This is a genomic window from Streptomyces sp. NPDC030991 (assembly GCF_055571235.1).
This window is the reverse complement of sequence record NZ_JBVIFR010000003.1, coordinates 343791-365417: the sequence shown is the minus strand read 5'-3', so window position 1 is coordinate 365417 and position 21627 is coordinate 343791. Positions and strand designations below refer to the sequence as shown.

Sequence of the window (21627 nt, the reverse complement as noted above, 5' to 3'; positions counted from 1 at the left end):
GCGGGGGCGTCGCTCTGTTCCGGGCGCCCCGCCTCTTGGAACCGGAGCCTCCACCTGTAAAACTCATGTGGTCACAGGAGTGAACGCAGGGGCGCGCGTTGGGGAGACGAGTGCCCGTGCCAGGGGAGGGATCGCGATGGCGCACGTACGCCTCGGAGGCAACGGCCGGCACCGCACCGTGCGACCGGCCGGCGGCGGACGCCGGGCGGTGGCGCTGGCCACCGTGGTCTCGGCGGCCGCACTGCAAGCGGGGCTCTCCGCGGGCTCCGCGGCGGCCGAGGCGCCGGTCTGGACCGAGGGCCCCCTCTTCAACGACCCCCTGGGCACCACCGAGCAGCAGTACGCGATACGCACGCGCCTGGTCGAGCTGACCGATGCGGCGCTGCCCGGCTCGTACATCAAGGTCGCCGTCTACCACGTGTGGGAGACCACGGTCTCCGACGCGCTCGTGGCCGCCAGGAACCGCGGCGTGAACGTGCAGGTCGTGCTCGACTCCTCCAGCGTCAAGGACCGCCCCACCAACCCGGTCTACGAGCAGTTGAAGGCGGCCCTGGGCACCAGCAGGACGAACCCGTCGTTCGTGACGCTGTGCCCCACCGACACGTCGTGCCTGGGCGATCCGAAGTTCGGCAAGTCGATCATGCACAACAAGTTCTGGCTGTTCTCGGCCGTCCAGGGCGCCACCAACGTCGTCGTGCAGACCACCTCGAACTCGACGCCCTCCGCGAGCACGAAGTTCTTCAACGACGCCCTCCAACTGCCCAACAACCGGGTTCTCTACGGGGCGTACTCGGACTACTTCGACGACATGGCGGCCAAGCTCTGGAAGGACTGGGACTACCGCACGGTCAGCAACGGCCACTACAAGGCGTACTTCTTCCCGCGGGCCGGCACGACCAACTCGACGGACACGCTGTACTCGGTGCTGAACAACGTCTCCTGCACCTACAAGGACGCCACCGGGGTGAAGCGCAGCACCGTCGTGCGCGCCGCGATCTTCCAGATCACCCGGCAGGCCATCGCCGACAAGCTGGTCGCGCTGAAGAAGGCGGGCTGCACGGTCAGCATCGAGTACGCCTCCGCCGACGCGGGCACCTGGAAGTCGATGAACGCCACCGGAGCCCCGCCCGCGCGCTGCTACAACGACGACCGGGACCCGCTGCACCCGGGCACCAGGCTCGCGACGCCGTTCATCATCCACACCAAGTACGTGACGGTCGACGGCCTGTACGACGGCGCACGCAACAAGATCACGTTCACCGGTTCACAGAACGCCTCGGGCCCGGCGCTGCGGGAGAACGACGAGGCGTACGTCAAGATCGACGACGACTCCGTGCACGACACCTACCGCACCCACTTCACCAAGGTGTGGAACGTCGCGTACCCGGGGGCGAACGACAACACGAGCCTGTGCAAGGGCGTCAAGGTCCTGCCGCAGGACGGTGAGGCGAAGCCGGCGTGACGGGCCGGTTTGACCCTGCTCAGGGCTGACCCGTAACCTTGACCGTCGGCGTGTCCATCGAGACGCCTCACTCCCGTAAACCCTTTTCCTCCGGGCGTACCCCTCTGGGATCGCCTGGAGAGGCCGTCTCGTGCGGCTGGACTGCGGGGGTCCCGTTCCGAGCGAAAGAGAGATCCGTGTACGCCATCGTGCGCAGCGGTGGTCGCCAGCACAAGGTTGCTGTCGACGACATCGTTGAGGTTGACAAGCTTCCCACCGCCAAGGTTGGCGACACCGTAGAGCTCTCTACGCTGCTCGTTGTCGACGGCGACGCCGTGACCAGCGACCCGTGGGTGCTGGCCGGGATCAAGGTCCAGGCCGAGGTCGTGGACCACCACAAGGGCGCGAAGATCGACATCCTTCGCTACAAGAACAAGACCGGTTACCGCCGTCGTCAGGGCCACCGCCAGCAGTACACGGCGATCAAGGTCACTGAGATCCCCGCGGCTGCGAAGTAAGGGACTGAGACATGGCACACAAGAAGGGCGCATCGTCCACTCGGAACGGGCGCGACTCCAATGCTCAGCGGCTCGGCGTGAAGCGCTTCGGCGGTCAGACCGTCAACGCCGGTGAGATCCTGGTCCGCCAGCGCGGCACCCACTTCCACCCCGGCAACGGTGTGGGTCGTGGCAAGGACGACACGCTGTTCGCCCTCGACGCCGGTGCGGTGGAGTTCGGTACCCACCGTGGCCGCAAGGTCGTGAACATCGTTCCGGTCGCCGCCTGAAAGGCGTTCTGACCAGTTCTTTTCGAGAGGCGGACCTCACTTCCCCCCTGGGGAAGCGGGTCCGCCTTTCGCGTGTTGTCAATGGATACAGCACGCCCTTACAGCACGCAGCAGCAATTCCCGTAAGTTTCTGGAGGCACTGACCAATGACCACCTTCGTGGACCGCGTCGAACTGCATGTCGCCGCGGGTAGCGGGGGCCACGGCTGTGCCTCCGTCCACCGTGAGAAGTTCAAGCCGCTCGGCGGCCCGGACGGCGGCAACGGCGGCCGTGGCGGCGATGTCATCCTGGTCGTCGACCAGTCGGTGACGACGCTCCTCGACTACCACCACTCCCCGCACCGCAAGGCCACCGCGGGCCGGCCCGGCGAGGGCGGCAACCGCTCCGGCAAGGACGGCGAGGACCTGGTCCTGCCCGTCCCCGACGGCACCGTCGTCCTCGACAAGCAGGGCAACGTGCTGGCGGACCTCGTCGGCGAGGGCACGACCTTCATCGCCGCCCAGGGCGGCCGCGGCGGCCTCGGCAACGCGGCCCTCGCCTCGGCCCGCCGCAAGGCCCCCGGCTTCGCGCTGCTCGGCGTCCCCGGTGACCTGCGCGACATCGTCCTCGAACTGAAGACGGTCGCCGACGTCGCCCTGGTGGGCTACCCGAGCGCCGGAAAGTCCTCGCTCATCTCGGTGCTCTCGGCCGCCAAGCCGAAGATCGCCGACTACCCCTTCACGACGCTGGTCCCGAACCTCGGCGTCGTCACGGCCGGCGCGACGGTCTACACGATCGCCGACGTGCCGGGCCTGATCCCCGGCGCCAGCCAGGGCAAGGGCCTCGGCCTGGAGTTCCTGCGCCACGTCGAGCGGTGCTCGGTCCTCGTGCACGTCCTCGACACGGCCACCCTGGAGTCCGACCGCGACCCCGTCTCCGACCTCGACGTCATCGAGGCCGAGCTGCGGGAGTACGGCGCGGGCCTGGAGAACCGGCCGCGCCTCGTCGTCCTCAACAAGATCGACGTGCCCGACGGCCAGGACCTCGCCGAGATGGTCAGGCCCGACCTGGAGGCGCGCGGCTACCGCGTCTTCGAGGTCTCCGCCGTCGCCCACAAGGGCCTCAAGGAGCTGTCGTTCGCGCTGGCCGAGCTGGTGGGCACCGCCCGCGCCGCGAAGCCGAAGGAAGAGGCGACCCGCGTCGTCATCCGCCCGAAGGCCGTGGACGACTCCGGCTTCACCGTCGTCCGCGAGGACGCCGACGGCGAGCCGCTGTTCCGGGTGCGCGGCGAGAAGCCGGAGCGCTGGGTGCGCCAGACCGACTTCAACAACGACGAGGCCGTCGGCTACCTCGCCGACCGCCTCAGCCGCCTCGGCGTCGAGGACCAGCTGATGAAGGCGGGCGCCCGCAACGGCGACGGCGTCGCCATCGGCCCCGAGGAGAACGCGGTCGTCTTCGACTGGGAGCCCACCATGATGGCGGGCGCCGAGATGCTCGGCCGCCGTGGTGAGGACCACCGCATGGAGGCGCCGCGTCCGGCCGCCCAGCGCCGCCGCGACCGGCAGGCGGAGCGGGACGACGCGGACGAGGAGTACGACGAGTTCAAGCCCTTCTAGTACGGCCCTGCCCGGCAGGGGTCCGTACGGTTCGGCGCATGAGAAAGGGCCCGGGAGGAGCGATCCTCCCGGGCCCTTTCTCATGCACTTCTCATGCGCCGCCCCGCTCGGGCGGCGCCGGCGCTACGCGTTGACGGCGTCCTCGGAGTCCGGGGCGGCCTCCGCCGCCACCGCCTCGGCCACCTGCTCCTCGACGGAGTCCTCACGCTGCGCGGGGATCTCCGCGTCGCCGCGCGCGGCCATCCGCACCCGGCGCTCGTCGGCGCGGGCACACAGGGCGCGCACCGCGACGTTGAAGCGGTCGATGGACGGCGGGTCCGAGGGGCCCAGGAGGTGCTCCTTGAGCTCCAGCCGCGCCTCGGCGTGCACGTCCTCGGTCTCGCCGCGAACGGCCGCGAGAAGGCCGGGTACGCCGTCCGCGTCGGGTGCCAGGATCGTCGCGGCGCCCACCGTCGGGAAACCGGTGCGGAAATCGGCCTCCGCGATCCCCGAGGTGTTCGCGACGGCGTACGGCTTCTCACTGGCCAGCCAGTCGGAGACGACCGAGGAGACGTCGGAGACGAGCACGTCGGCCTGGTTGAAGCAGGTGAAGATCGCGGGGCGGGCCTCGGTGACGATCCGGTGCTCCCACTCCGGGAACGAGGCCCAGTACGCCTGCTCCCACGCCGCCGTCGCGTCGGCCACGGCGGCCTGCCGGTCCCCGTTGGGGCGGCCCTGCAGCAGCATCTTCTCCATCTCGTCGGCGCTGGTGCGAAACGCCGTCGAGGTCAGCTTGTCGAGCTCCTCGGTGCGCCGGGCCAGCTCGGCGGCGGCCTCGGGGCCGGGGCGGTCGCCCGAACGGCGGCCGTTGGCCTCCTGGATCATCGCCATGATGCGCGCGTTGGCGGCGCCCGCGGCCGGGACCTGCGACCCGGTCATCGGGTGCGGCTTGTAGATCAGGCGCACCCGGTCGTCGGCGAGCAGGTGCCGCACGATGTTCTCGCCGGCCAGGATCACGGAGGTGTTGCCGGGGTTGCCGTCCCAGCCCTCCCACGTGGGGGCGTACAGGACGGTCGTGTACGCGCCGCGCGCCGGGCCGGAGGCGATCCGGATGGGGGACAGCTGCGGGCGGCCGACCTCCACGACGTCCTTGTCCTCGACGCCGACATCGGCCAGCTGGTAGCGGTCGCGGGCCGCGGGGCCCGCCACCCACACCTCGTCGTACGCCTTCGCGTACGGGTTGCAGGAGGAGAGCTTGTCGGACTCGCCGTGGTTGATGAACGCGTGCTTGACCGTCGGGATGCGCAGCACCTGCGAGGTCTTCGCCGCGTTCGCCGGGTGCAGCATCATCTTCAGCGTCGAGTTCTCCAGCGAGAACATCGTGGCGACCTTGGGGAAGCAGATGATCGGCACGTCGGTGGCGTCGATCTTGTTCACCATGAAGCGCTCACGCAGCACGATCAGCGGCTTGCCGTCCACGTCGGCGAGGGTGGAGAGCCACATGTTCGCCTGGTACGCCGAGGTCGTGCCGCCGGAGAAGTACATGGCGACGGTCGGCTTGTACTGCGCCAGCCAGTCGTCCAGCCACGCCATGACCCTCGCCTCGCTCAGCGCCCGCTTCTTGGGCAGCAGCCAGGTGGCCAGGTACAGCGTGCCGCCGCCGAACAGGGCGAGGGAGAGGCCGATGCCGATGCCGCCCCAGTACGCGTGCGTGGTCGCGGCCGTGAGCAGCAGGCCCACGGTGGCCGGGATCGAGAAGGTCAGCAGGCGGTGGCTGGAGCGGCGGGCCAGGATGCGCGGCGGGGCCGCGGAGAGCCGCAGCGCCGAGGCGTCGATGTTCCGGGTGAGGATCGGCAGCGTACGGGTGCGGCGGACCAGGACCGCGGCGGCCTGACAGCCGAAGTGCAGCACGTACACGGCCAGGAGCGCGAAGAGCAGTGGCGCCTGCTCGCCCATCGGGTCGATGCCGTGGATGCGCAGCAGGCCGACGAGGATCAGCATGTCGCGCAGCAGCTGTCGCACGGTGACGTCGAAACGCACCTTGCCCAGGAGGGTCAGCAGGCCCGGCTGCTTGTACTGCAGGTACGTGTCGAGGGCGAGACCGGCAGCGCTGGAGGCGACGAAGACCGGAACGTGGGGGAGGGACGCGCTGACGAGCTGGGCCACATAGAGCGCGAACATCGCGAGCAGCGCTGAGAGCTGCACGACGCGGCGCGGGGCAAGTCCGGCGGAGGGCACGGGCTGGGCTCCTGGCAGGGATCGGAGGGGGATCAGAGGGGTCGGAGGGGGTCAGGGGGCATCGGAGGGGCTCAGACGGCGCGGGGCCGTTGGGGGGCTGGTCCACCTCGACGCTTTTTCGGCGGCTCGGGAAAAGCTCGATGAACAGGCTGACCACTGACCGTATGACTTTCGGAGGTCCCGTAGCAATCCTCCGTGACGGCAATCACCCAATAAAGGGGCAAAGGGCATGGAACCATAAGGACCATCAGCCCGTCCGGGGTTGACGGCCCGGCGCGTTGTCCGCCCCTCGAAACCTGGGAGCGTCCGCGTGGTCACGTCACGTAGATTGCGGAGCATGTCAGGGGCAACACGTGCGGCACGGCAGGGCGTGGCGGAAGCGCGCCGGATCGTGGTCAAGGTCGGATCGTCATCGCTCACGACGGCCGCGGGGGGCCTGGACGCGGACCGCGTCGACGCCCTCGTGGACGTCCTCGCGAAGCAGCACGGCAGGCAGGACAGGGAGATCGTCCTCGTCTCGTCGGGCGCCATCGCCGCCGGGCTCGCCCCGCTCGGACTGACCCGCCGTCCCAAGGACCTCGCCCGCCAGCAGGCCGCCGCCAGCGTGGGCCAGGGGCTCCTCGTGGCGCGCTACACCGCCTCCTTCGCGCGCTACGGCGTCCGCGTCGGCCAGATCCTCCTCACCAGCGACGACATGGCCCGCCGCAGCCACCACCGCAACGCCTCGCGCACCGTCGACCAGCTCCTCGCGATGGGCGCGCTCCCGGTCGTCAACGAGAACGACACCGTCGCCACCGACGAGATCCGCTTCGGCGACAACGACCGGCTCGCCGCCCTCGTCGCCCACCTCGTCCACGCCGACCTGCTCGTCCTCCTCTCCGACGTGGACGGCCTCTACGACGGCGACCCCAGCAGGCCCGGCACCTCCCGCATCGCCGAGGTGCGCGGCCCCGCCGACATCGCGCACGTCAGAATCGGCAGCGCCGGGAAGGCGGGCGTCGGCACCGGCGGCATGGTCACCAAGGTCGAGGCCGCCTCGATCGCCGCAGCGGCCGGTATCCCCGTCGTCCTCACCAGCGCCAGCCACGCCGCCGACGCGCTCGCCGCCCGCGACACCGGCACGTACTTCCACCGCACGGGCCGGCGCAGCGCCGACCGGCTGCTCTGGCTCCAGCACGCGTCCACCCCGCAGGGCTCCCTCACCCTCGACGACGGGGCCGTACGGGCCGTGGTCGAGCGGCGTACGTCACTGCTGCCGGCCGGGATCGCCGCGGTGGAGGGCGAGTTCAGCGCCGGCGACCCGGTGGAGCTGCGCGACGTGAGCGGCCGGGCCGTCGCCCGCGGCCTGGTCAACTTCGACGCCAAGGAGATCCCGCAGCTGATCGGGCGGTCCACCCGGGAGCTCGCCCGCGACCTCGGACCCGCCTACGAACGCGAAGTCGTACACAGGGACGACCTGGTCCTCCTCCGGGCGTGATCCGCGTCCGCCTGCCTTCGAAACAGTTGTGGGAACGGCTGAAAGCCTGCCACCCGCGGGGGACCTTCCGTAAAACCACCCCAAGACGTCTCGTGTCCTGCTCAACTCTTGATGCAGGCAGTTCACACAGAGAAGTTCCGCACGACCATTGCGCAAAGGAGGCCGTCGTGAGACGAGCGCGCCCGGGGGCGACGCCCCGAGGGTCGGCGGAACGGGCACTGACCAGCGTGGCCGCCGGGGACGCGTACGAGGAGGAGACCGCGGGCGAGACCCCGGCCGACAGCGGGGCGATGGCCGAGGCGGGCCCCCGCCTGTGGCACATCACGCTCAGCGTCTCCGGCGCCGAGGCCCCCCTCGCGGAGGTCAGGCGCGGCCTCGAACAACTCGCGCACGACCACCCCTTTCTGCTGACCAGCCGCTACGCGGTCGACCACGCGGAGATCCGCTACTGGGAAGAGGCCCGCGACCTGCACGACGCGGCGGCCCTGGCCCTGCGCCTGTGGGGCGAGCACCGCCAGACGTCGCAGCTGCCACCCTGGGAGATCGTCGGCCTGGAGGTCATCGACCGCCAGACCTACCACCACCGCATCGCGGAAGGCTATGGCCCACTCCCCGCGACTCCAGTGGGCGTGCATCCGTTCTAGAGCCTACCCGCACGTTCCCGTCTGCCCCTTTTCGGCCATGTCTCATCCCCCGGAACCGGATCTGGACGCCCGCCCGTCCCCCGTTACGCTGCCGTGCATGACGTCGCCCTCGCTCAACCCGTACGACTCGTTGACCCCGGTCACCCGCGCCGCCTACCGCGCCCGCGCCGCCGCCAACGACCTCGCCCCGCTGCCGCGCGCGGAGAAGGACGACGCGCTGGCAGCGATCGCCGACGCCCTCGAAGTACGCACCGCGGAGATCGTCGAGGCGAACGCCGAGGACATCGCCCGCGCCCGTGAGGCCGGCACCAGTGAGTCGATCATCGACCGGCTGACCCTGACCCCCGAGCGGGTCCGCGCCATCGCCTCCGACGTGCGCGACGTCATCGCCCTGCCCGACCCGGTCGGCCAGGTCGTCCGCGGCAACACCCTCCCGAACGGGATCGACCTGCGCCAGGTCCGCGTCCCCCTCGGTGTCGTCGGCATCATCTACGAGGCCCGGCCGAACGTGACGGTCGACGCCGCCGCCCTGTGCCTCAAGTCCGGCAACGCCGTCCTGCTGCGCGGCAGCTCGTCCGCGTACGCCTCGAACACCGCCCTCGTGCGCGTGCTCCGCGACGCCGTCGGCGGCAGCGGCCTGCCCGCCGACGCCATCCAGCTCGTGCCCGGCGAGAGCCGCGACGCGGTCACCGAGCTGATGCGCGCCCGCGGCCTCGTCGACGTCCTGATCCCGCGCGGCGGCGCCGCCCTGATCAAGAACGTCGTGGAGAACTCGATCGTCCCCGTGATCGAGACCGGCACCGGCAACTGCCACGTGTACGTCGACGCCGACACCGACATCGACATGGCCGTCGACATCCTCGTCAACTCCAAGGCGCAGCGCCCCTCCGTCTGCAACGCCGCCGAGACGCTCCTCGTCCACCAGGACATCGCCGACACGTTCGTGCCGCGCGCCCTGGACGCGCTCGCCGACGCGGGCGTCACCGTCCACGCGGACCCCCGGATCCTCGCCTACGCGGACCGCTCCAAGGCCACCGTGGTCGAGGCGACCCACGAGGACTGGGAGACCGAGTACCTCTCGTACGACATCGCCGCCGCCGTCGTCGACGACCTCGACAAGGCCGTCGACCACATCCGACTGTGGTCCTCCGGGCACACCGAGGCCATCGTCACCACCTCGCAGGCGGCCGCCCGCCGCTTCACCCAGCTGGTGGACTCCACCACCGTCGCGGTCAACGCCTCGACCCGCTTCACCGACGGCGGCCAGTTCGGCTTCGGCGCCGAGATCGGGATCTCCACCCAGAAACTGCACGCCCGCGGCCCCATGGGTCTGCCGGAGCTGACCAGCACCAAGTACATCGTCACGGGCGACGGCCACACCCGTTAAGCAGCGACTTGTGGGGTGAATTCCCTTACTGTCTGCCCAAATTGACCCCTCCGGTCTACTCTGGACGGGTGCCGGAGGACGTGGGGGGCGCGCCGTTCCCGGACGGCGGGGAGCCCGACGACGACCAGGACCGCGGGGGCTGGGACGAAGAGTTCGCCTCCGTGGTCTTCGACGAGGACTTCGTGAAGGCCGCCGAAGTCCATGAGCCCAGCGCGGTCGAGCGGCTGCTCGCCGCGGCCCAGGCACGCGCCGAGGCCCAGGAGGCCGAGTCCCGCAGGGCGCGCACCCGCCGCGCCCACGACAACGCCGACAGCGCTGACAACGCTGATGGCGCCGACGACTTCTACGAGGACGGCGAAGGCTACGGGCCGGGCGGGGCGACCGGATTCGGCCGCGCGCCGCACGACGCCGACGACCTGTACGAGGAGGAGCTCCTCCGGGACGGCAGGGCGGGGCCGCACTCGCCCATGGCCCGCTGGCGCAGGCCCGTCGCCTGGGCGCTCGCCCTGCTCATGGGCGTCGGCATGGTCGCCCTCGCCTTCACGGCCGTCTACCGGGGAGCCTCGGCGGGCCGCCAGGAGCGGGTGCCGCCGCCCGCGACGACGGAGCTGGAGAAGAGCGCCCCGAGCCCGCCCTCCGCCTCCGCGGACCACTCCCGGCCTGCGGTTTCGGCGGTCCCGCGGACCCCGTGAGCGACCCCGGGCGAAGCAGGGGGAAGTTGTCCCGCACCAGCGCGTTTACGGGCGCTTCCCAGGACCTAACCTGAAGGTATGGGCGGCCCTGGAGACCCACCGGAGGGTCCACCGGAAGGTGGTCCCGTCGGAGGCGGCGGAAGCGAGGACGAGTACCGCTCCGTCGTGTTCGACGAATCGTTCGTCCGCGCTGCCCGCCTCCAGGAGTTCTCCGCGCGGGAGCGGATCACCGACCACGCGCCCGCCGTGCGCCGCACGCCCGCCCTGCGCCGCGGCCTCACCCGGCAGGCCGTCATACTCGTCGTCCTCATCGTCATCGCCTTCGGCACCGCGATCTACATGGGCGTACGCAGCCCGTACCGCACGACCTCCGCAGGCCGGCCCACCGAACCGCTGCGGATGACCGTGATCCCGCTCGCCCCGGTCGGCCCGGTACCCGGCTCCACCAGCGCCGCCGAGCTGTACGAGCACAGCCCCGCTGCCCGGTTCCGGATCGCCGCCGACGGCATCACGCTGCCGCAGGACACCCGGCGCACCGCGCACTTCTCCGACAGCCAGGTCGTCACCGCGCTGACCACGGCCAAGGACTACCTCGTCGACTCCTCGCTCGACCCCGACGTGCTCACCGGGGGAGCGGTCCGGCCCGTCCGGACGCTCGTCGACCCGCGCCAGCTCGGCCAGTTCGACCAGAGCTTCGACCGCCCGGTCCAGGACGGGCGGCACGCGGCGACCGGCTGGCTCGTCCGCTTCGATCCGGGACAGGCCGAGCTCGCCGACCCGCACATCCGCGTCCAGGGCACGCTGCACGCCGCGGAGACCGACACGGACACCCTGGAAGTGACCTCCGACCACACGTTCGTGTACGCGCTGCGCCCCGCGGGGGCCGCCGACGGCGCGCGGGCCTCCCTCTTCACGGTCCGCCGCGAGCTGCACTTCCGCTTCGACCGCGAGGACCTGCGCAACCACCAGGCCGAGCTGCTCGTGTCCTACGTCCAGGCGGGCCCGCTCGCCTGCTCGGCGGACCTGGCCGGGCACCTGCGCCCGCTGCTCGCGGGAGAGGCGGCGAAGAAGGACGGCCCGGCGGGCACCGACCCGTACGCGACGGGCAGTGCGACCGCGCTCTGCGGCGCGCTCGCACCGAGCGCCCAGCCGTCCGTGTGATCAGCCGCCCGAGGCCGCCCAACTGTCCGTGTGATCAGCCGCCCGTGTGATCAGCCGTCCGTGTGATCAGCTCTCGGCTGCGTCGCCCTGCGCGCCGTTCTTGCCGGTGTCGCCCCCGCCGTTGCCGAAACCGCCGAAGCCGCGGCGCACCCGGCCGCCCAGGTCGCCCGCACCGCCCGCGATGTCGCTGACCAGCTTCATCAGCGGGTCCTTCGAGCTCTTGACGTGGTCCGTGTAGTGCGCGGCCGACTCACGGAACGAGTCGGTCACCGACGTCTCCTTGTCCTCGGTGCGGCGCGGGTAGTGCCCGTCCATCAGCCGCTGGAAGTCGCGGGACTCCGCCCACTTCTTCAGCTCCGCCGCGCGCACCGTCGTGAACGGGTGGGAGCGCGGCATCACGTTGAGGATCTTCAGCACGGAGTCGCGCAGATCGCCGCCGGCCTCGTACTCCTCGGCCTGCTTGAGGAACGCGTCCACGTTCATCTCGTGCAGGTGGTTACCGCCGGCGATCTTCATCAGGCCGCGCATGGAGGCCGCCAGGTCCTGGCCGACCAGCAACCCCGCGCGGTCCGCGGACAGTTCGGACTTGCGGAACCACTCGCGCAGCGCCGTCACGATCGCCATGATCGCGAGGTTGCCGAGCGGGATCCACGCCACGCGCAGCGCGAGACCGGTCAGGAACAGCAGTATCGTCCGGTAGACCGAGTGGCCGGAGAGCGCGTGGCCCACCTCGTGGCCGACGACCGCCCGCATCTCCTCCTCGTCGAGCAGCTCCACCAGGCCCGTGGTGACGACGATGATCGGCTCGTCAAGGCCGATGCACATCGCGTTCGGCTGCGGGTCCTGATTGACGTACATCGGTGGGACCTTCTCCAGGTCCAGGATGTGACAGGCGTCCCGCAGCATCGCGTCGAGGTGCGCGAACTGCTCCTCCGACACGCGCACGGAGTCCGACAGGAACAGCAGGCGCAGGCTGCGCTCGGGGAGCAGGCCGCTCAGTGCCTTGAAGACGGTGTCGAACCCGGTCAGCTTGCGCAGCGCCACGAGGGCCGAGCGGTCCGCCGGGTGTTCGTACGCCCGCGAGGAGATCCCGGGGAAGCTCCTGCGCTGCCTGCTGGGTACGTTCTCGTGCTGCTCGTTCGGTACGTCGGGCATGCGGCCCCCCATGTCGATGGCATGTCGATGTCATTCGATGATGCTCGGTTGTGCCCCCAAGGTGGGATCCACATTAGGCGGAGATACCGTGGCGGGGCAGCACACAGAAGGAGCGAACCGTCATGGATCACCACACCGGTGCCGCCGGGCTCGGGCACGTCGTCGGCGCCGCCGCCGACCAGGGCCCCGGCAACCTGTTGCGCATCGTGCTCGTCGTCGCCCTGCTCGGCGCCGTCTTCCTGGCCTGGTTCCTGCTGCGGGGCTACAAGCGCGACGACTGACCCGGGGTTTTGGACCCGTACGGCAGAGTCGGCGTGAGCGTCGTGAGGGCCCCCGCTTACGATGGGTCAGAAGTCTTTATCCCGATCCCACACCGGATAGGTCCTGCTGAAGATGAGCCTCCACAGCCCCGCTGCCCAGCTGGCCACTCTCGCTGCCGAGGGCGGCGAGCACGGCGGCAACCACCCGAGCATCAGCCCCTTCATGACGGGCGGTGCCGCCTTCGTCATCCTGATTCTCCTGCTGTGGATCGTCACCCGCTTCAACCGCGACCGCTGAGCCGGGGCGCGGAGCACCCGGATCGGGCCAGTAGGCTCTGCACGCATGGGAGCGCAGGACATGCCTACCGGCCCGGTCAACAGCCCGGCCGGCGGCCCGGATCGTGAATGGGTGTCACCCGCCAAGCGACGCCTCGGCGTCATGGGCGGAACGTTCGACCCGATCCACCACGGACACCTGGTGGCGGCCAGCGAGGTCGCCGCGCAGTTCCACCTCGACGAGGTGGTCTTCGTGCCGACCGGGAAGCCGTGGCAGAAGAGCGACAAGAAGGTGTCCCCGGCCGAGGACCGCTATCTGATGACGGTCATCGCGACCGCCGAGAACCCGCAGTTCTCCGTCAGCCGCATCGACCTCGACCGCGGCGGCCCGACGTACACCACGGACACGCTGCGCGATCTGCGGGCGCTCAACCCGGAGACGGACCTCTTCTTCATCACGGGCGCCGACGCCCTCGGCCAGATCCTCACCTGGCGGTACACCGAAGAGCTCTTCTCCCTGGCACACTTCATCGGCGTCACCCGGCCCGGCCACACACTCACCGACCCGGGCCTCCCCGAGGGCGGTGTCTCGCTCGTCGAGGTGCCGGCCCTCGCGATCTCGTCCACGGACTGCCGGGACAGGGTCGTCAAGGGGGACCCCATCTGGTACATGGTCCCGGACGGTGTGGTGCGCTACATCGACAAACGCCGGCTGTACCGAGGCGAATGACCCTGCACCGCCGAGAGGGGCATCGGTGAACGACCGCTACGACGGTTACGACCAGCAGAATTACGAACTGGTCGGCTACGACGAGTTCGGCCAGCCGGTGTACCGGCAGGTCCCGCAGGCGCCGTCGTACGAGCAGAACACGGCGAGCCCGGCGTACGGATACGGCTACGACCCGTACGCGACCGGGCAGACCGGACAGCAGCCGCCGGTACCGCCGGCCCCGCCGCAGCAGCATGTGCAGACCTACGACCCGTACGGCACCGGCGGTTACGACCCGTACGGGCAGGCGTCCGGGACGGGCGAGCAGCCCCGGGTCCCGCAGCAGACCCAGCAGCCGTACCAGCAGCACCAGAACCAGCAGCAGGCCGAACAGGTCGGGCAGGCCACCGCCTACATCCCGCAGCAGGCCCCGCCGCCGCAGGAGCCCGAGCGGCGGGACGGGCGGGACGGGCGGGACGGTCGGGACGGCGAGGGGGACTACCGCACCGAGCAGTTCTCCTTCGTGGAGGAACCGGACGAGAACTCCGAAGACGTCATCGACTGGCTGAAGTTCACGGAGTCGCGCAGTGAGCGGCGCGAGGAGGCCAGGCGGCGCGGGCGCAACCGGGTCGTCGCCCTCGTCGTCGTCCTCGCCCTCTGCCTGGTCGGCGGCGTCGGCTACCTCTGGTACGCCGACAAGCTGCCGTTCCTCTCCGGGGACGACACGAAGACGGGCGGCGCCGCCGCGGCCGGTCCGCAGAACCGTGACGTCATCGTCGTCCACCTGCACAACACCAAGGGCGGCGGCACGTCCTCCGCGCTCCTCGTCAACAACACCACGACGAAGCAGGGCACCACTGTCCTGCTGCCCAACACCCTCGCCCTGACCGGCGACGACGGCACCGCCACCACGCTCGGCAAGTCCGTCGACGACGACGGCTCCTCCGGCACCAGCGGCGCCATCGACACCCTGCTCGGCACCGACGTCGAGGGCACCTGGCGGCTCGACACCCCCTACCTCAACAACCTCGTCGAACTCGTCGGCAACATCGAGATCGACACGGACACCGACGTGCCCGACCCGGCCAAGAAGGGCACCACCCTCGTCCACAAGGGCGAGGCCCAGACCCTCAGCGGCCAGGCGGCCGTCGCGTACGCCACCTACCGGGGCAAGGGCGAGGCCGAGACGGCGCAGCTCATGCGGTTCGGGCAGGTCATGCAGGGCGTGCTGCGCAAGCTGTCGTCCGACCCGGCGGCCGCGACGACCACCGTGCAGACGCTCGCCCAGATCCTCGACCCGTCGCTGACCGAGAAGGATCTCGGCGCCTTCCTCGCCAAGCTCGCCGACCGCGCCAAGGAGGGCGACTACAAGACCGCCCTGCTGCCGGTCCAGCAGAACGGCACCCTCTCCGAAGCGGTCTCCGACTCCGTCGTGAAGGACGTCCTCGGCGGCACCGTCAAGGCACCCGCCCAGGGCGACTCGCTGCGCGTCGCCATCAAGAACGCCACCGGGGACACGGCCCGCACCGAGAAGGCCCGGGTCGCCCTGGTCAACGGCGGCTACACCTTCGTCTCGGGCGGCACCGGCAGCGCGGCGACCGCTTCCCGGGTCACCTACGGGGACGACGCCCGCAAGCAGGACGCCGTCGAGGTCGCCAAGACGCTCGGCCTGCCCACCTCCGCGGTGGTCAAGGCCAAGGCCACGGCCAACGCCGACGTGTCCGTCGTCCTCGGCCAGGACTACACCGGCAAGTGACCCTCCCGGCGGCCCCGCGACCCGTGCGGTCCGCGGCCGCCGGGAATGCCGTGAGGTCCACCGGCGGTCCGTGAGACCCTTGAGCTACCCCCACCACGGATGTCCCGGGGGATTCTGACCGCCGACGGAAAGCCTTGTAGTGACCGCCACTGACCGTTCGATCGAGCTCATCACCGTTGCCGCCCAGGCGGCCGCCGACAAGCTCGCGCACGACATCATCGCCTACGACGTCAGCGATGTGCTGTCCATCACGGACGCCTTCCTGCTCGCCTCCGCGCCCAACGACCGCCAGGTCAAGTCGATCGTCGACGAGATCGAGGAGCAGCTGAACAAGCAGCTCGGCACCAAGCCGGTCCGCCGTGAGGGCGACCGCGACGCCCGCTGGATCCTGCTCGACTACGTCGACATCGTCGTCCACGTCCAGCACACCGAGGAGCGTGTCTTCTACGCCCTCGAGCGCCTGTGGAAGGACTGCCCCGAGCTGGAGCTGCCCGCCGACGCCAAGGCCACCCGCGGCAAGAGCGCGGAGCACTCCCAGCGCGAGCAGGCCGCGGCCGAAGCGGAGGAGATGCGCGAACTCGGCGGTGAGCTCCTTTGACCGAAGGCTCCCACCGGGGCCGTCGCGTCGTCCTGTGGCGGCACGGCCAGACGTCCTGGAACCTCGAGCGCCGCTTCCAGGGCACCACGGACATCGAGCTGACCGAGACCGGTGTCGCCCAGGCCCAGCGCGCGGCCCGGCTGCTCGCCTCGCTCAAGCCGGACGCCATCGTCGCGTCCGACCTCAGGCGGGCCGCCGCCACCGCCGCCGAACTGACCGCCCTGACCGGCCTCGACGTCACCCACGACGAGGGTCTGCGCGAGACGTACGCCGGCAAGTGGCAGGGCCTCACGCACGAGGAGATCATCGCGCGGTACGGCGACCAGTACGCCGCGTGGAAGCGCGGCGAGTCGGTGCGCCGCGGTGGCGGTGAGCTGGAGACCGAGGTCGCCGACCGGGCCGCGCCCGTCGTGCTGCGGCACGCGGACAAGCTGCCGGACGGCGGACTGCTCGTCGTGGTCAGCCACGGCGGCACCATCCGCACCACCATCGGCCGTCTCCTGGGTCTGGACTCCCAGCACTGGGAGGGGCTCGGAGGTCTGTCGAACTGTTGCTGGTCCGTCCTCGGCGAGGGCGCCCGCGGCTGGCGGCTGCTCGAGCACAACGCGGGCACGCTGCCGGAGCCGGTCCTCGGCGACGACGACTGAACCGGCCCCCGCGGGCCGCGGGGGCCGGATTTCACTTTCGGGCAGGTCGCAAGCTAAAGTTCTTCTTGTTCGGGCCGCCGGGAAAACCGGTGAGAAGAACAGCGAGAAGAACGCAGCACGGGGCTATAGCTCAGTTGGTAGAGCGCCTGCATGGCATGCAGGAGGTCAGGAGTTCAATTCTCCTTAGCTCCACAGGAACCGAAGATCCCGTCCCGTCAGGGGCGGGATCTTTCGTTGTCGGATCTTTCGTTGTCGGATCTTTCGTTGCCGGTTCTTTCACTGTCGGATCTTTCGTTGTCCGCGCGCAGTCTTCCCAGGAGCTCGCGGGTCTCCTCGTCCACCGGCGAGTACACGACGATCCGGCACTCCGGCAGGTTGTCGATCCCCAGGGACGTCGACGCCATGCGCAGCTCCCCGTCGAGCGCCTCGTGCCGGAACGTCTTGATGTACTGCCCGGGCGGCGCGACGTCCCCGCTCCGCCACAGCTCGGCGAAGTAGCCACTCGCCTCGGACAGGTCCCGTACGAACTCCTCCCACGCGGGCTCGCCCACGTGGCGTCCGTACGCCGAGCGCAGGATGCCCACCATCACGGGCAGCTCGCTCTCGCGGAAGAGCAGCGGGCACAGCCCCTCCGGGGCGACGAACAGGGTCCACATGGCGTTGGAGACCCGCCGCGTCCGCGGGTCCCGCAGATCCGGCGGGGCCCGGAAGAGCAGGCGGTACCCGGCGTTCGCGGCCAGCAGGTCGTACCGCGCGTTGTAGACCACCGCCGGCAGCGGGTCGAGGGCGTCGAGAATGCCCTGTACGTCGGCCGGGACCGTCTGCACACCGGCCTCCGGCGCGGACGTGTACGGCATGCCCGCCAGCTCGTACAGGTGCTCCCGCTCCGGCCGGTCCAGCCGCAGCGTGCGCGCGACCGCGTCCAGTACCTGGGGCGAGGCGTTGATGGGGCGGCCCTGCTCCAGCCACGTGTACCAGGTCACGCCGACACCGGAGAGCTGTGCGACCTCCTCGCGGCGCAGTCCGGGCGTGCGCCTGCGCGGGCCCGGCGGCATGCCGACGTCCTGCGGGGTCACCCTCGCGCGGCGGCTGCGCAGGAAGGCGGCCAGCTCGGGCCTGCGGCGGTCCGCCGTACGTCCTGCCGGCTGCCCCGACGCGTGTCCGGCCGGCTGCCCCGACGCGGGGCCCGCCATGTGTCCTGCCGCGCGCTCTGCCGTGTGCCCCGTCGTGGGTCCTGCTGCGGGTCCTGCTGTGCGGTCCGTCGCGGACATCGTCGTCACATCCCCCATCCTGTGCGCCGGTCCCGCACCTCGGAAGGCACGTGCCGGGTGCTGCCGGTACCCGCATCAGCGGGCTCTCGTCACCCGGATCCGATCGGCGTCACGCTCCAGTCATGACGACAACCGTCCCGGAGAATCCACAGTCCCCAACTCCCGTCACCAGTAAAGCGCCCAGCACTGACAACGGCACCGTGGCCGGCCGGGGGCGGCTGCTCGCGGTGGTCCTGATCGCCCAGTTCATGGCGGTCCTCGACGTGTTCATCGTGAACGTCGCCGCCCCCACGCTCCGCAGCGAACTCGACGCGTCCGGCGCCGCGTTGCAACTGGTCATCGCCGGATACACCATCACGTACGCCGTGCTGCTGATCACCGGAGCGCGGCTCGGCGACCGGTTCGGGCACCGCCGGGCCGTGCTCGGCGGGCTCGCCCTGTTCACCGCGGCCTCGCTCGCGTGCGGACTGGCGCAGAGCAGCGGCCAGCTGATCGCGTTCCGCATGGCGCAGGGCGCGGGATCGGCGCTGATGATCCCGCAGGTGCTCAGCCTCGTCCAGCGCACCTTCACCGGTGAGGCCCGCACCCGGGCGCTCGGCGCCTACGCGGCGGTGCTCGCCGTCGGCGCCGCGGCCGGGCAGGTGCTCGGCGGGGTGCTGGTCAGCGCGGATCTCTTCGGCACCGGCTGGCGAGCGGTCTTCCTCGTCAACGTGCCGGTCGGCCTGGCCCTGCTCGCCCTCGGGCGGCGGGAACTGCCCCGGGGCGGCGGACGCCGGGCGGGCGGCGCGCGCCCCCTGGACCTGCCGGGGCTCGTCCTGCTCGGCGCGGCTGTCTGCCTGCTCACCGTGCCGCTCGTGCTCGGCCAGGAGGAGGACTGGCCGCTGTGGTCCTGGCTCTGCCTGGCCGGCTCTGTCGTGGTGTTCGCCCTGTTCTGCGCGTACGAGGCCGCCCTGGCGCGGCGCGGCGGCGCCCCGCTGATCGCACCCGGGGTGCTGCGCGTGCCCGGCATCGGCCTGGCCGTCCTCCGGATCCTCGCCGCGATGGCCGTCAACGCCGGATATCTCTTCGCCCTGACCCTGCACATCCAGAGCGGCCTCGGCTACAGCGCGCTGCGCGCCGGGTTGACGTTCGCGCCGGCCGCCGTGGTCTTCGGCGCGGTCGGGCTGACCTGGCGGCGCTGGCCCGCGCGGTGGCAACCGACGCTGGTCCCGGCCGGGTTCGTGCTCGCGGCGGCCGGGGCGCTCGGCACCGGTTTCGCACTGCGCGGCGGGGAAGGCGGCGGCTTCTGGCTCTACGCCTCTCTCGTGGCGATCGGCGGCGGGCTCTCCCTCGGCTTCAGCCCGACGCTCACCCGGGCGCTGGCGGCCGTGCGGCCCGAGGAGGCGGCCGACGCCAGCGGACTGCTCGCCACGGTGACCCAACTCGGCCAACTCCTCGGCGTCGCCGCCTTCGGGGCGCTTTTCCTCCACCGCTTTGAGACATCCGGGGCCTCCGGGGCGTATAACTCTGCGGAAGCGCTCCTGATATGCGCCTTTGCGCTGGCCGGAGCCGCTCTCCTGGGTGCCGTGTCCGGACTGGTACGCGGGCGTCGCTGACCGTGTTGCTCCGGTCGTGGCAGAATCAAACGGCCGGAAGAGGGCTGCGTCCGACCGACGAAGACGGCCCGACGGGAGGGAGTGCGCGATGCCCTTGAGCATCATCGAGGAGGCCGACCGCCTCCTCGGCGTGGCAGTGCTGTCCACCGGCTCCCCTTCCCCGTCCCGTTCTTCCGGCACTGCCCCCCTTGTCGTGGATGTTCTTCTCGACTGTCCGTCCTGCGGCTCCCGCCACGTCGCCCAGTTGCTGGGTGACCACGGCGGGATCTCGTACGTGTGCACGGCCTGTGGCCACAGCTGGAGCTGAGCTGATCGACATGGGGTCACACAGGAGGAAGTGCGACTGGTGCGGCAGTGGTACGCCCATCGTGCGCGACATGGAACCCGTCAACCCGGACTTCCAGTACTGGTGCGAGGAGTGCGCGCGGGCGCTGATCATAAAAGGCGACCCGATCGAGACGTACCGGGAGCTGGAGGGCGAGCCGATCTACGGCCGCCTCCTCGACGAACACTGCACCCTCAAGCGGTTCTACTCGTTCGCCACAGCCTGACCCCCAGGTACGCCAGGAAAGCGCACGCCGCCGAGGCGTAGAGCGCGGACAAGGCCAATTGGCCACCGTTCTGGTGAAGTTCGAGCCGGCCCCGGCCGTGCGGCACCCACCACAGGGCGTACGAGCAGAACACCGCCGTCAGCAGGGCGGCCGCCCGCCGGTGCCCGGACTCCCGGACCAGGAGGACCAGTGGCACGCACCACACCCAGTGGTGCGACCAGGAGACCGGGCTGACCAGGAGCGCGGTCGCCGCGCACGCCACCACGGCCTCGGCCCGCCGACCGCGCAGCGCCGCGGCGACAGCGACCGTGAGCCCCAGAACGGCCGTCACGGCGGCGGCCAGGGCCCACCACGGGCCCGGATCGCCGGTGTGCAGCAGCCGCGCCAGGACGCCGCGCAGCGACTGGTTCGCGGTGTCCTCCGCGTGCCCCACCCGGCTCGCCTCGAAGATCATGCGGGTCCAGAAGCGGCGGGAGTCGTGCGGCAGGACGACGGCGGCCAGCGCCGTGGCGCCGGTGAACGCACACCCCGCCACGCACGCGTGCCGCACCCACGGCCGCCACGCCCCCCGCCCGGTCACCGCCAGCGCGATCCCCGTCCCCAGCAGGAAGACGGCGAACAAAGCCGGCGTCAGTTTGATCGCCGCCGCCGCACCGATCCCCGCCCCCGCCCACCGGTGCCCCGGCCGCCGCGTCAGATCCCACAGGACCAGCACGGCCAGCAGCAGATTGACCTGTCCGTAGCGCAGCGTCGTCCACACCGGCTCGCACCACACGGCGCCCGCCGCCACCCACAAGGCGTCCTCCACGCGCGCGTACCGTCCCGCGAGCCGCAAGGACAGATGCGCGAAGGCGACCAGGAGAGCGAGGTTCGCGAGGGTCGCCGCGGCCCGCATGGTGGCGACGTCCAGCAGCGTCAGCGGGGTGAACAGCAACGCGGCGAACGGTGGGTACGTGGTGGGCAGGCGGGCCCGTGTCGCGCTGAGCGCATACAGGTCGCCACCGGCCCGGACAGTGGCGCCTTCCGCCCGGTAGACCGATAAGTCGATCATCGAGACGTGCGCGGCGCGCTGGGCCATCCAGAAGCTCACGAAGGAGAGCAGACAGACGGCCAGAGCCGCGGGCACACGACGCTGGGTGCGGGCCAGGACAAGCACGGTCACGACAGGCGACCCTAGTGGCCGTATCCATCCCCATTCCGCACAGAGCGGGTCGGATGGGAAGCGATTTGGTGGAGCACCTGGGTGACCGTGTAATGTTGGCGTCGCCGCCGGGGAAACCGACAGGAAGACCGGGCGGAGCGTTGCAAGGGGCTATAGCTCAGTTGGTAGAGCGCCTGCATGGCATGCAGGAGGTCAGGAGTTCAATTCTCCTTAGCTCCACAAGAGTTGAAAGCGGGCCATCCGATC

General features: G+C 70.8%; 22 protein-coding genes and 2 tRNA genes. 20 read left to right on the top strand and 4 right to left on the bottom strand.

Annotated elements, in window-relative coordinates:
* Window positions 1–136 precede the first annotated feature (136 nt).
* The 4 genes from ACZ45E_RS07815 to obgE all read left to right on the top strand — a co-directional run bounded on the left by ACZ45E_RS07815 (window position 137) and on the right by obgE (window position 3823).
* Window positions 137–1462 carry a phospholipase D-like domain-containing protein gene (locus ACZ45E_RS07815; RefSeq protein ID WP_468217850.1) on the top strand — a complete coding sequence of 442 codons (1326 nt, stop codon included), beginning with the start codon at window positions 137–139 and terminating at the stop codon, window positions 1460–1462.
* 176 nt (window positions 1463–1638) lie between these two features.
* Window positions 1639–1959: a 50S ribosomal protein L21 gene (gene rplU, locus ACZ45E_RS07810; protein WP_324772180.1), complete on the top strand. Its 321-nt coding sequence runs from the start codon at window positions 1639–1641 to the stop codon at window positions 1957–1959.
* Between the two features lie 11 nt (window positions 1960–1970).
* Window positions 1971–2228: a 50S ribosomal protein L27 gene (rpmA, locus tag ACZ45E_RS07805; protein WP_026245994.1), complete on the top strand. Its 258-nt coding sequence runs from the start codon at window positions 1971–1973 to the stop codon at window positions 2226–2228.
* Between the two features lie 146 nt (window positions 2229–2374).
* A complete protein-coding gene (gene obgE, locus ACZ45E_RS07800) occupies window positions 2375–3823 on the top strand; it encodes a GTPase ObgE (protein ID WP_468217846.1) in 1449 nt (482 codons plus the stop codon).
* Window positions 3824–3946: 123 nt separating this feature from the next.
* Here the strand turns inward: obgE and ACZ45E_RS07795 are convergent, their stop codons facing one another.
* On the bottom strand, window positions 3947–6040 hold the full coding sequence (locus ACZ45E_RS07795) for a hypothetical protein (RefSeq protein ID WP_468217845.1): 2094 nt from the start codon (window positions 6038–6040) through the stop codon (window positions 3947–3949).
* Window positions 6041–6377: 337 nt separating this feature from the next.
* On the opposite strand from ACZ45E_RS07795, the gene proB reads away from it, so the two are divergent.
* From proB to ACZ45E_RS07770, 5 genes are all read left to right on the top strand, one after another.
* Window positions 6378–7517 carry a glutamate 5-kinase gene (proB, locus tag ACZ45E_RS07790; protein WP_468217843.1) on the top strand — a complete coding sequence of 380 codons (1140 nt, stop codon included), beginning with the start codon at window positions 6378–6380 and terminating at the stop codon, window positions 7515–7517.
* A gap of 167 nt (window positions 7518–7684) precedes the next feature.
* The gene (locus tag ACZ45E_RS07785; protein WP_468217840.1) at window positions 7685–8161 is read left to right on the top strand and encodes a hypothetical protein; all 477 of its coding nucleotides are present in this window, start codon (window positions 7685–7687) and stop codon (window positions 8159–8161) included.
* 97 nt (window positions 8162–8258) lie between these two features.
* On the top strand, window positions 8259–9548 hold the full coding sequence (locus ACZ45E_RS07780) for a glutamate-5-semialdehyde dehydrogenase (RefSeq protein ID WP_468217838.1): 1290 nt from the start codon (window positions 8259–8261) through the stop codon (window positions 9546–9548).
* Between the two features lie 68 nt (window positions 9549–9616).
* On the top strand, window positions 9617–10240 hold the full coding sequence (locus ACZ45E_RS07775) for an SCO2584 family spore wall biosynthesis protein (protein ID WP_468217836.1): 624 nt from the start codon (window positions 9617–9619) through the stop codon (window positions 10238–10240).
* Window positions 10241–10318: 78 nt separating this feature from the next.
* Entirely contained in the window at window positions 10319–11401 is a 1083-nt protein-coding gene (locus ACZ45E_RS07770; RefSeq protein ID WP_468217833.1) for an SCO2583 family membrane protein, read from the top strand.
* Window positions 11402–11467: 66 nt separating this feature from the next.
* Here the strand turns inward: ACZ45E_RS07770 and ACZ45E_RS07765 are convergent, their stop codons facing one another.
* On the bottom strand, window positions 11468–12556 hold the full coding sequence (locus tag ACZ45E_RS07765; protein ID WP_468217831.1) for a M48 family metallopeptidase: 1089 nt from the start codon (window positions 12554–12556) through the stop codon (window positions 11468–11470).
* A 122-nt stretch (window positions 12557–12678) separates the two neighbouring features.
* Between ACZ45E_RS07765 and ACZ45E_RS07760 the strand changes: the two genes are divergently transcribed.
* From ACZ45E_RS07760 to ACZ45E_RS07730, 7 genes are all read left to right on the top strand, one after another.
* Entirely contained in the window at window positions 12679–12837 is a 159-nt protein-coding gene (locus tag ACZ45E_RS07760) for a hypothetical protein (protein ID WP_468217829.1), read from the top strand.
* A gap of 112 nt (window positions 12838–12949) precedes the next feature.
* On the top strand, window positions 12950–13114 hold the full coding sequence (locus tag ACZ45E_RS07755; RefSeq protein ID WP_468217827.1) for a hypothetical protein: 165 nt from the start codon (window positions 12950–12952) through the stop codon (window positions 13112–13114).
* Between the two features lie 45 nt (window positions 13115–13159).
* Window positions 13160–13822: a nicotinate-nucleotide adenylyltransferase gene (nadD, locus tag ACZ45E_RS07750; RefSeq protein ID WP_468217824.1), complete on the top strand. Its 663-nt coding sequence runs from the start codon at window positions 13160–13162 to the stop codon at window positions 13820–13822.
* Window positions 13823–13847: 25 nt separating this feature from the next.
* Complete coding sequence (locus tag ACZ45E_RS07745; RefSeq protein ID WP_468217822.1) at window positions 13848–15557, top strand: LCP family protein; 1710 nt, start codon at window positions 13848–13850, stop codon at window positions 15555–15557.
* A gap of 139 nt (window positions 15558–15696) precedes the next feature.
* Window positions 15697–16155, top strand: coding sequence for a ribosome silencing factor (rsfS, locus tag ACZ45E_RS07740; RefSeq protein WP_468217819.1), 459 nt, complete (start codon window positions 15697–15699; stop codon window positions 16153–16155).
* Complete coding sequence (locus ACZ45E_RS07735; protein WP_468217817.1) at window positions 16152–16802, top strand: histidine phosphatase family protein; 651 nt, start codon at window positions 16152–16154, stop codon at window positions 16800–16802. Before rsfS ends, ACZ45E_RS07735 begins: the two co-directional genes overlap by 4 nt.
* A gap of 119 nt (window positions 16803–16921) precedes the next feature.
* Window positions 16922–16994: transfer RNA gene (locus ACZ45E_RS07730), tRNA-Ala, on the top strand.
* Between the two features lie 23 nt (window positions 16995–17017).
* Here ACZ45E_RS07730 and ACZ45E_RS07725 read toward each other — a convergent pair.
* A complete protein-coding gene (locus tag ACZ45E_RS07725; protein ID WP_468217814.1) occupies window positions 17018–18091 on the bottom strand; it encodes a helix-turn-helix transcriptional regulator in 1074 nt (357 codons plus the stop codon).
* A 104-nt stretch (window positions 18092–18195) separates the two neighbouring features.
* Between ACZ45E_RS07725 and ACZ45E_RS07720 the strand changes: the two genes are divergently transcribed.
* The 3 genes from ACZ45E_RS07720 (at window position 18196) to ACZ45E_RS07710 (ending at window position 20219) form a co-directional block, all read left to right on the top strand.
* Window positions 18196–19668 (top strand): MFS transporter, encoded by a 1473-nt coding sequence (locus ACZ45E_RS07720; protein ID WP_468217811.1) that lies wholly within the window; start codon window positions 18196–18198, stop codon window positions 19666–19668.
* Window positions 19669–19756: 88 nt separating this feature from the next.
* Entirely contained in the window at window positions 19757–19975 is a 219-nt protein-coding gene (locus ACZ45E_RS07715; RefSeq protein WP_468217808.1) for a zinc ribbon domain-containing protein, read from the top strand.
* Between the two features lie 10 nt (window positions 19976–19985).
* The gene (locus ACZ45E_RS07710; RefSeq protein ID WP_468217806.1) at window positions 19986–20219 is read left to right on the top strand and encodes a hypothetical protein; all 234 of its coding nucleotides are present in this window, start codon (window positions 19986–19988) and stop codon (window positions 20217–20219) included.
* Here the strand turns inward: ACZ45E_RS07710 and ACZ45E_RS07705 are convergent.
* Window positions 20188–21381, bottom strand: coding sequence for a glycosyltransferase 87 family protein (locus ACZ45E_RS07705; protein ID WP_468217803.1), 1194 nt, complete (start codon window positions 21379–21381; stop codon window positions 20188–20190). The genes ACZ45E_RS07710 and ACZ45E_RS07705 overlap by 32 nt on opposite strands.
* Window positions 21382–21527: 146 nt before the next feature.
* Here ACZ45E_RS07705 and ACZ45E_RS07700 point away from each other — a divergent pair.
* Window positions 21528–21600, top strand: a tRNA-Ala gene (locus ACZ45E_RS07700).
* The last annotated feature ends 27 nt before the right edge of the window (window positions 21601–21627 follow it).

What these genes read in the sequence shown, in the direction of transcription:
- ACZ45E_RS07715 (WP_468217808.1), top strand. Translation starts at nt 19,757, where the DNA reads ATGCCCTTGAGCATCATCGAGGAGGCCGACCGCCTCCTCGGCGTGGCA.
- ACZ45E_RS07720 (WP_468217811.1), top strand. Translation starts at nt 18,196, where the DNA reads ATGACGACAACCGTCCCGGAGAATCCACAGTCCCCAACTCCCGTCACC.
- ACZ45E_RS07710 (WP_468217806.1), top strand. Translation starts at nt 19,986, where the DNA reads ATGGGGTCACACAGGAGGAAGTGCGACTGGTGCGGCAGTGGTACGCCC.
- ACZ45E_RS07815 (WP_468217850.1), top strand. Translation starts at nt 137, where the DNA reads ATGGCGCACGTACGCCTCGGAGGCAACGGCCGGCACCGCACCGTGCGA.
- proB (WP_468217843.1), top strand. Translation starts at nt 6,378, where the DNA reads ATGTCAGGGGCAACACGTGCGGCACGGCAGGGCGTGGCGGAAGCGCGC.
- obgE (WP_468217846.1), top strand. Translation starts at nt 2,375, where the DNA reads ATGACCACCTTCGTGGACCGCGTCGAACTGCATGTCGCCGCGGGTAGC.
- rpmA (WP_026245994.1), top strand. Translation starts at nt 1,971, where the DNA reads ATGGCACACAAGAAGGGCGCATCGTCCACTCGGAACGGGCGCGACTCC.
- ACZ45E_RS07765 (WP_468217831.1), bottom strand. Translation starts at nt 12,556, where the DNA reads ATGCCCGACGTACCGAACGAGCAGCACGAGAACGTACCCAGCAGGCAG.
- ACZ45E_RS07760 (WP_468217829.1), top strand. Translation starts at nt 12,679, where the DNA reads ATGGATCACCACACCGGTGCCGCCGGGCTCGGGCACGTCGTCGGCGCC.
- ACZ45E_RS07780 (WP_468217838.1), top strand. Translation starts at nt 8,259, where the DNA reads ATGACGTCGCCCTCGCTCAACCCGTACGACTCGTTGACCCCGGTCACC.
- nadD (WP_468217824.1), top strand. Translation starts at nt 13,160, where the DNA reads ATGGGAGCGCAGGACATGCCTACCGGCCCGGTCAACAGCCCGGCCGGC.
- ACZ45E_RS07725 (WP_468217814.1), bottom strand. Translation starts at nt 18,091, where the DNA reads ATGGGGGATGTGACGACGATGTCCGCGACGGACCGCACAGCAGGACCC.
- ACZ45E_RS07770 (WP_468217833.1), top strand. Translation starts at nt 10,319, where the DNA reads ATGGGCGGCCCTGGAGACCCACCGGAGGGTCCACCGGAAGGTGGTCCC.
- ACZ45E_RS07755 (WP_468217827.1), top strand. Translation starts at nt 12,950, where the DNA reads ATGAGCCTCCACAGCCCCGCTGCCCAGCTGGCCACTCTCGCTGCCGAG.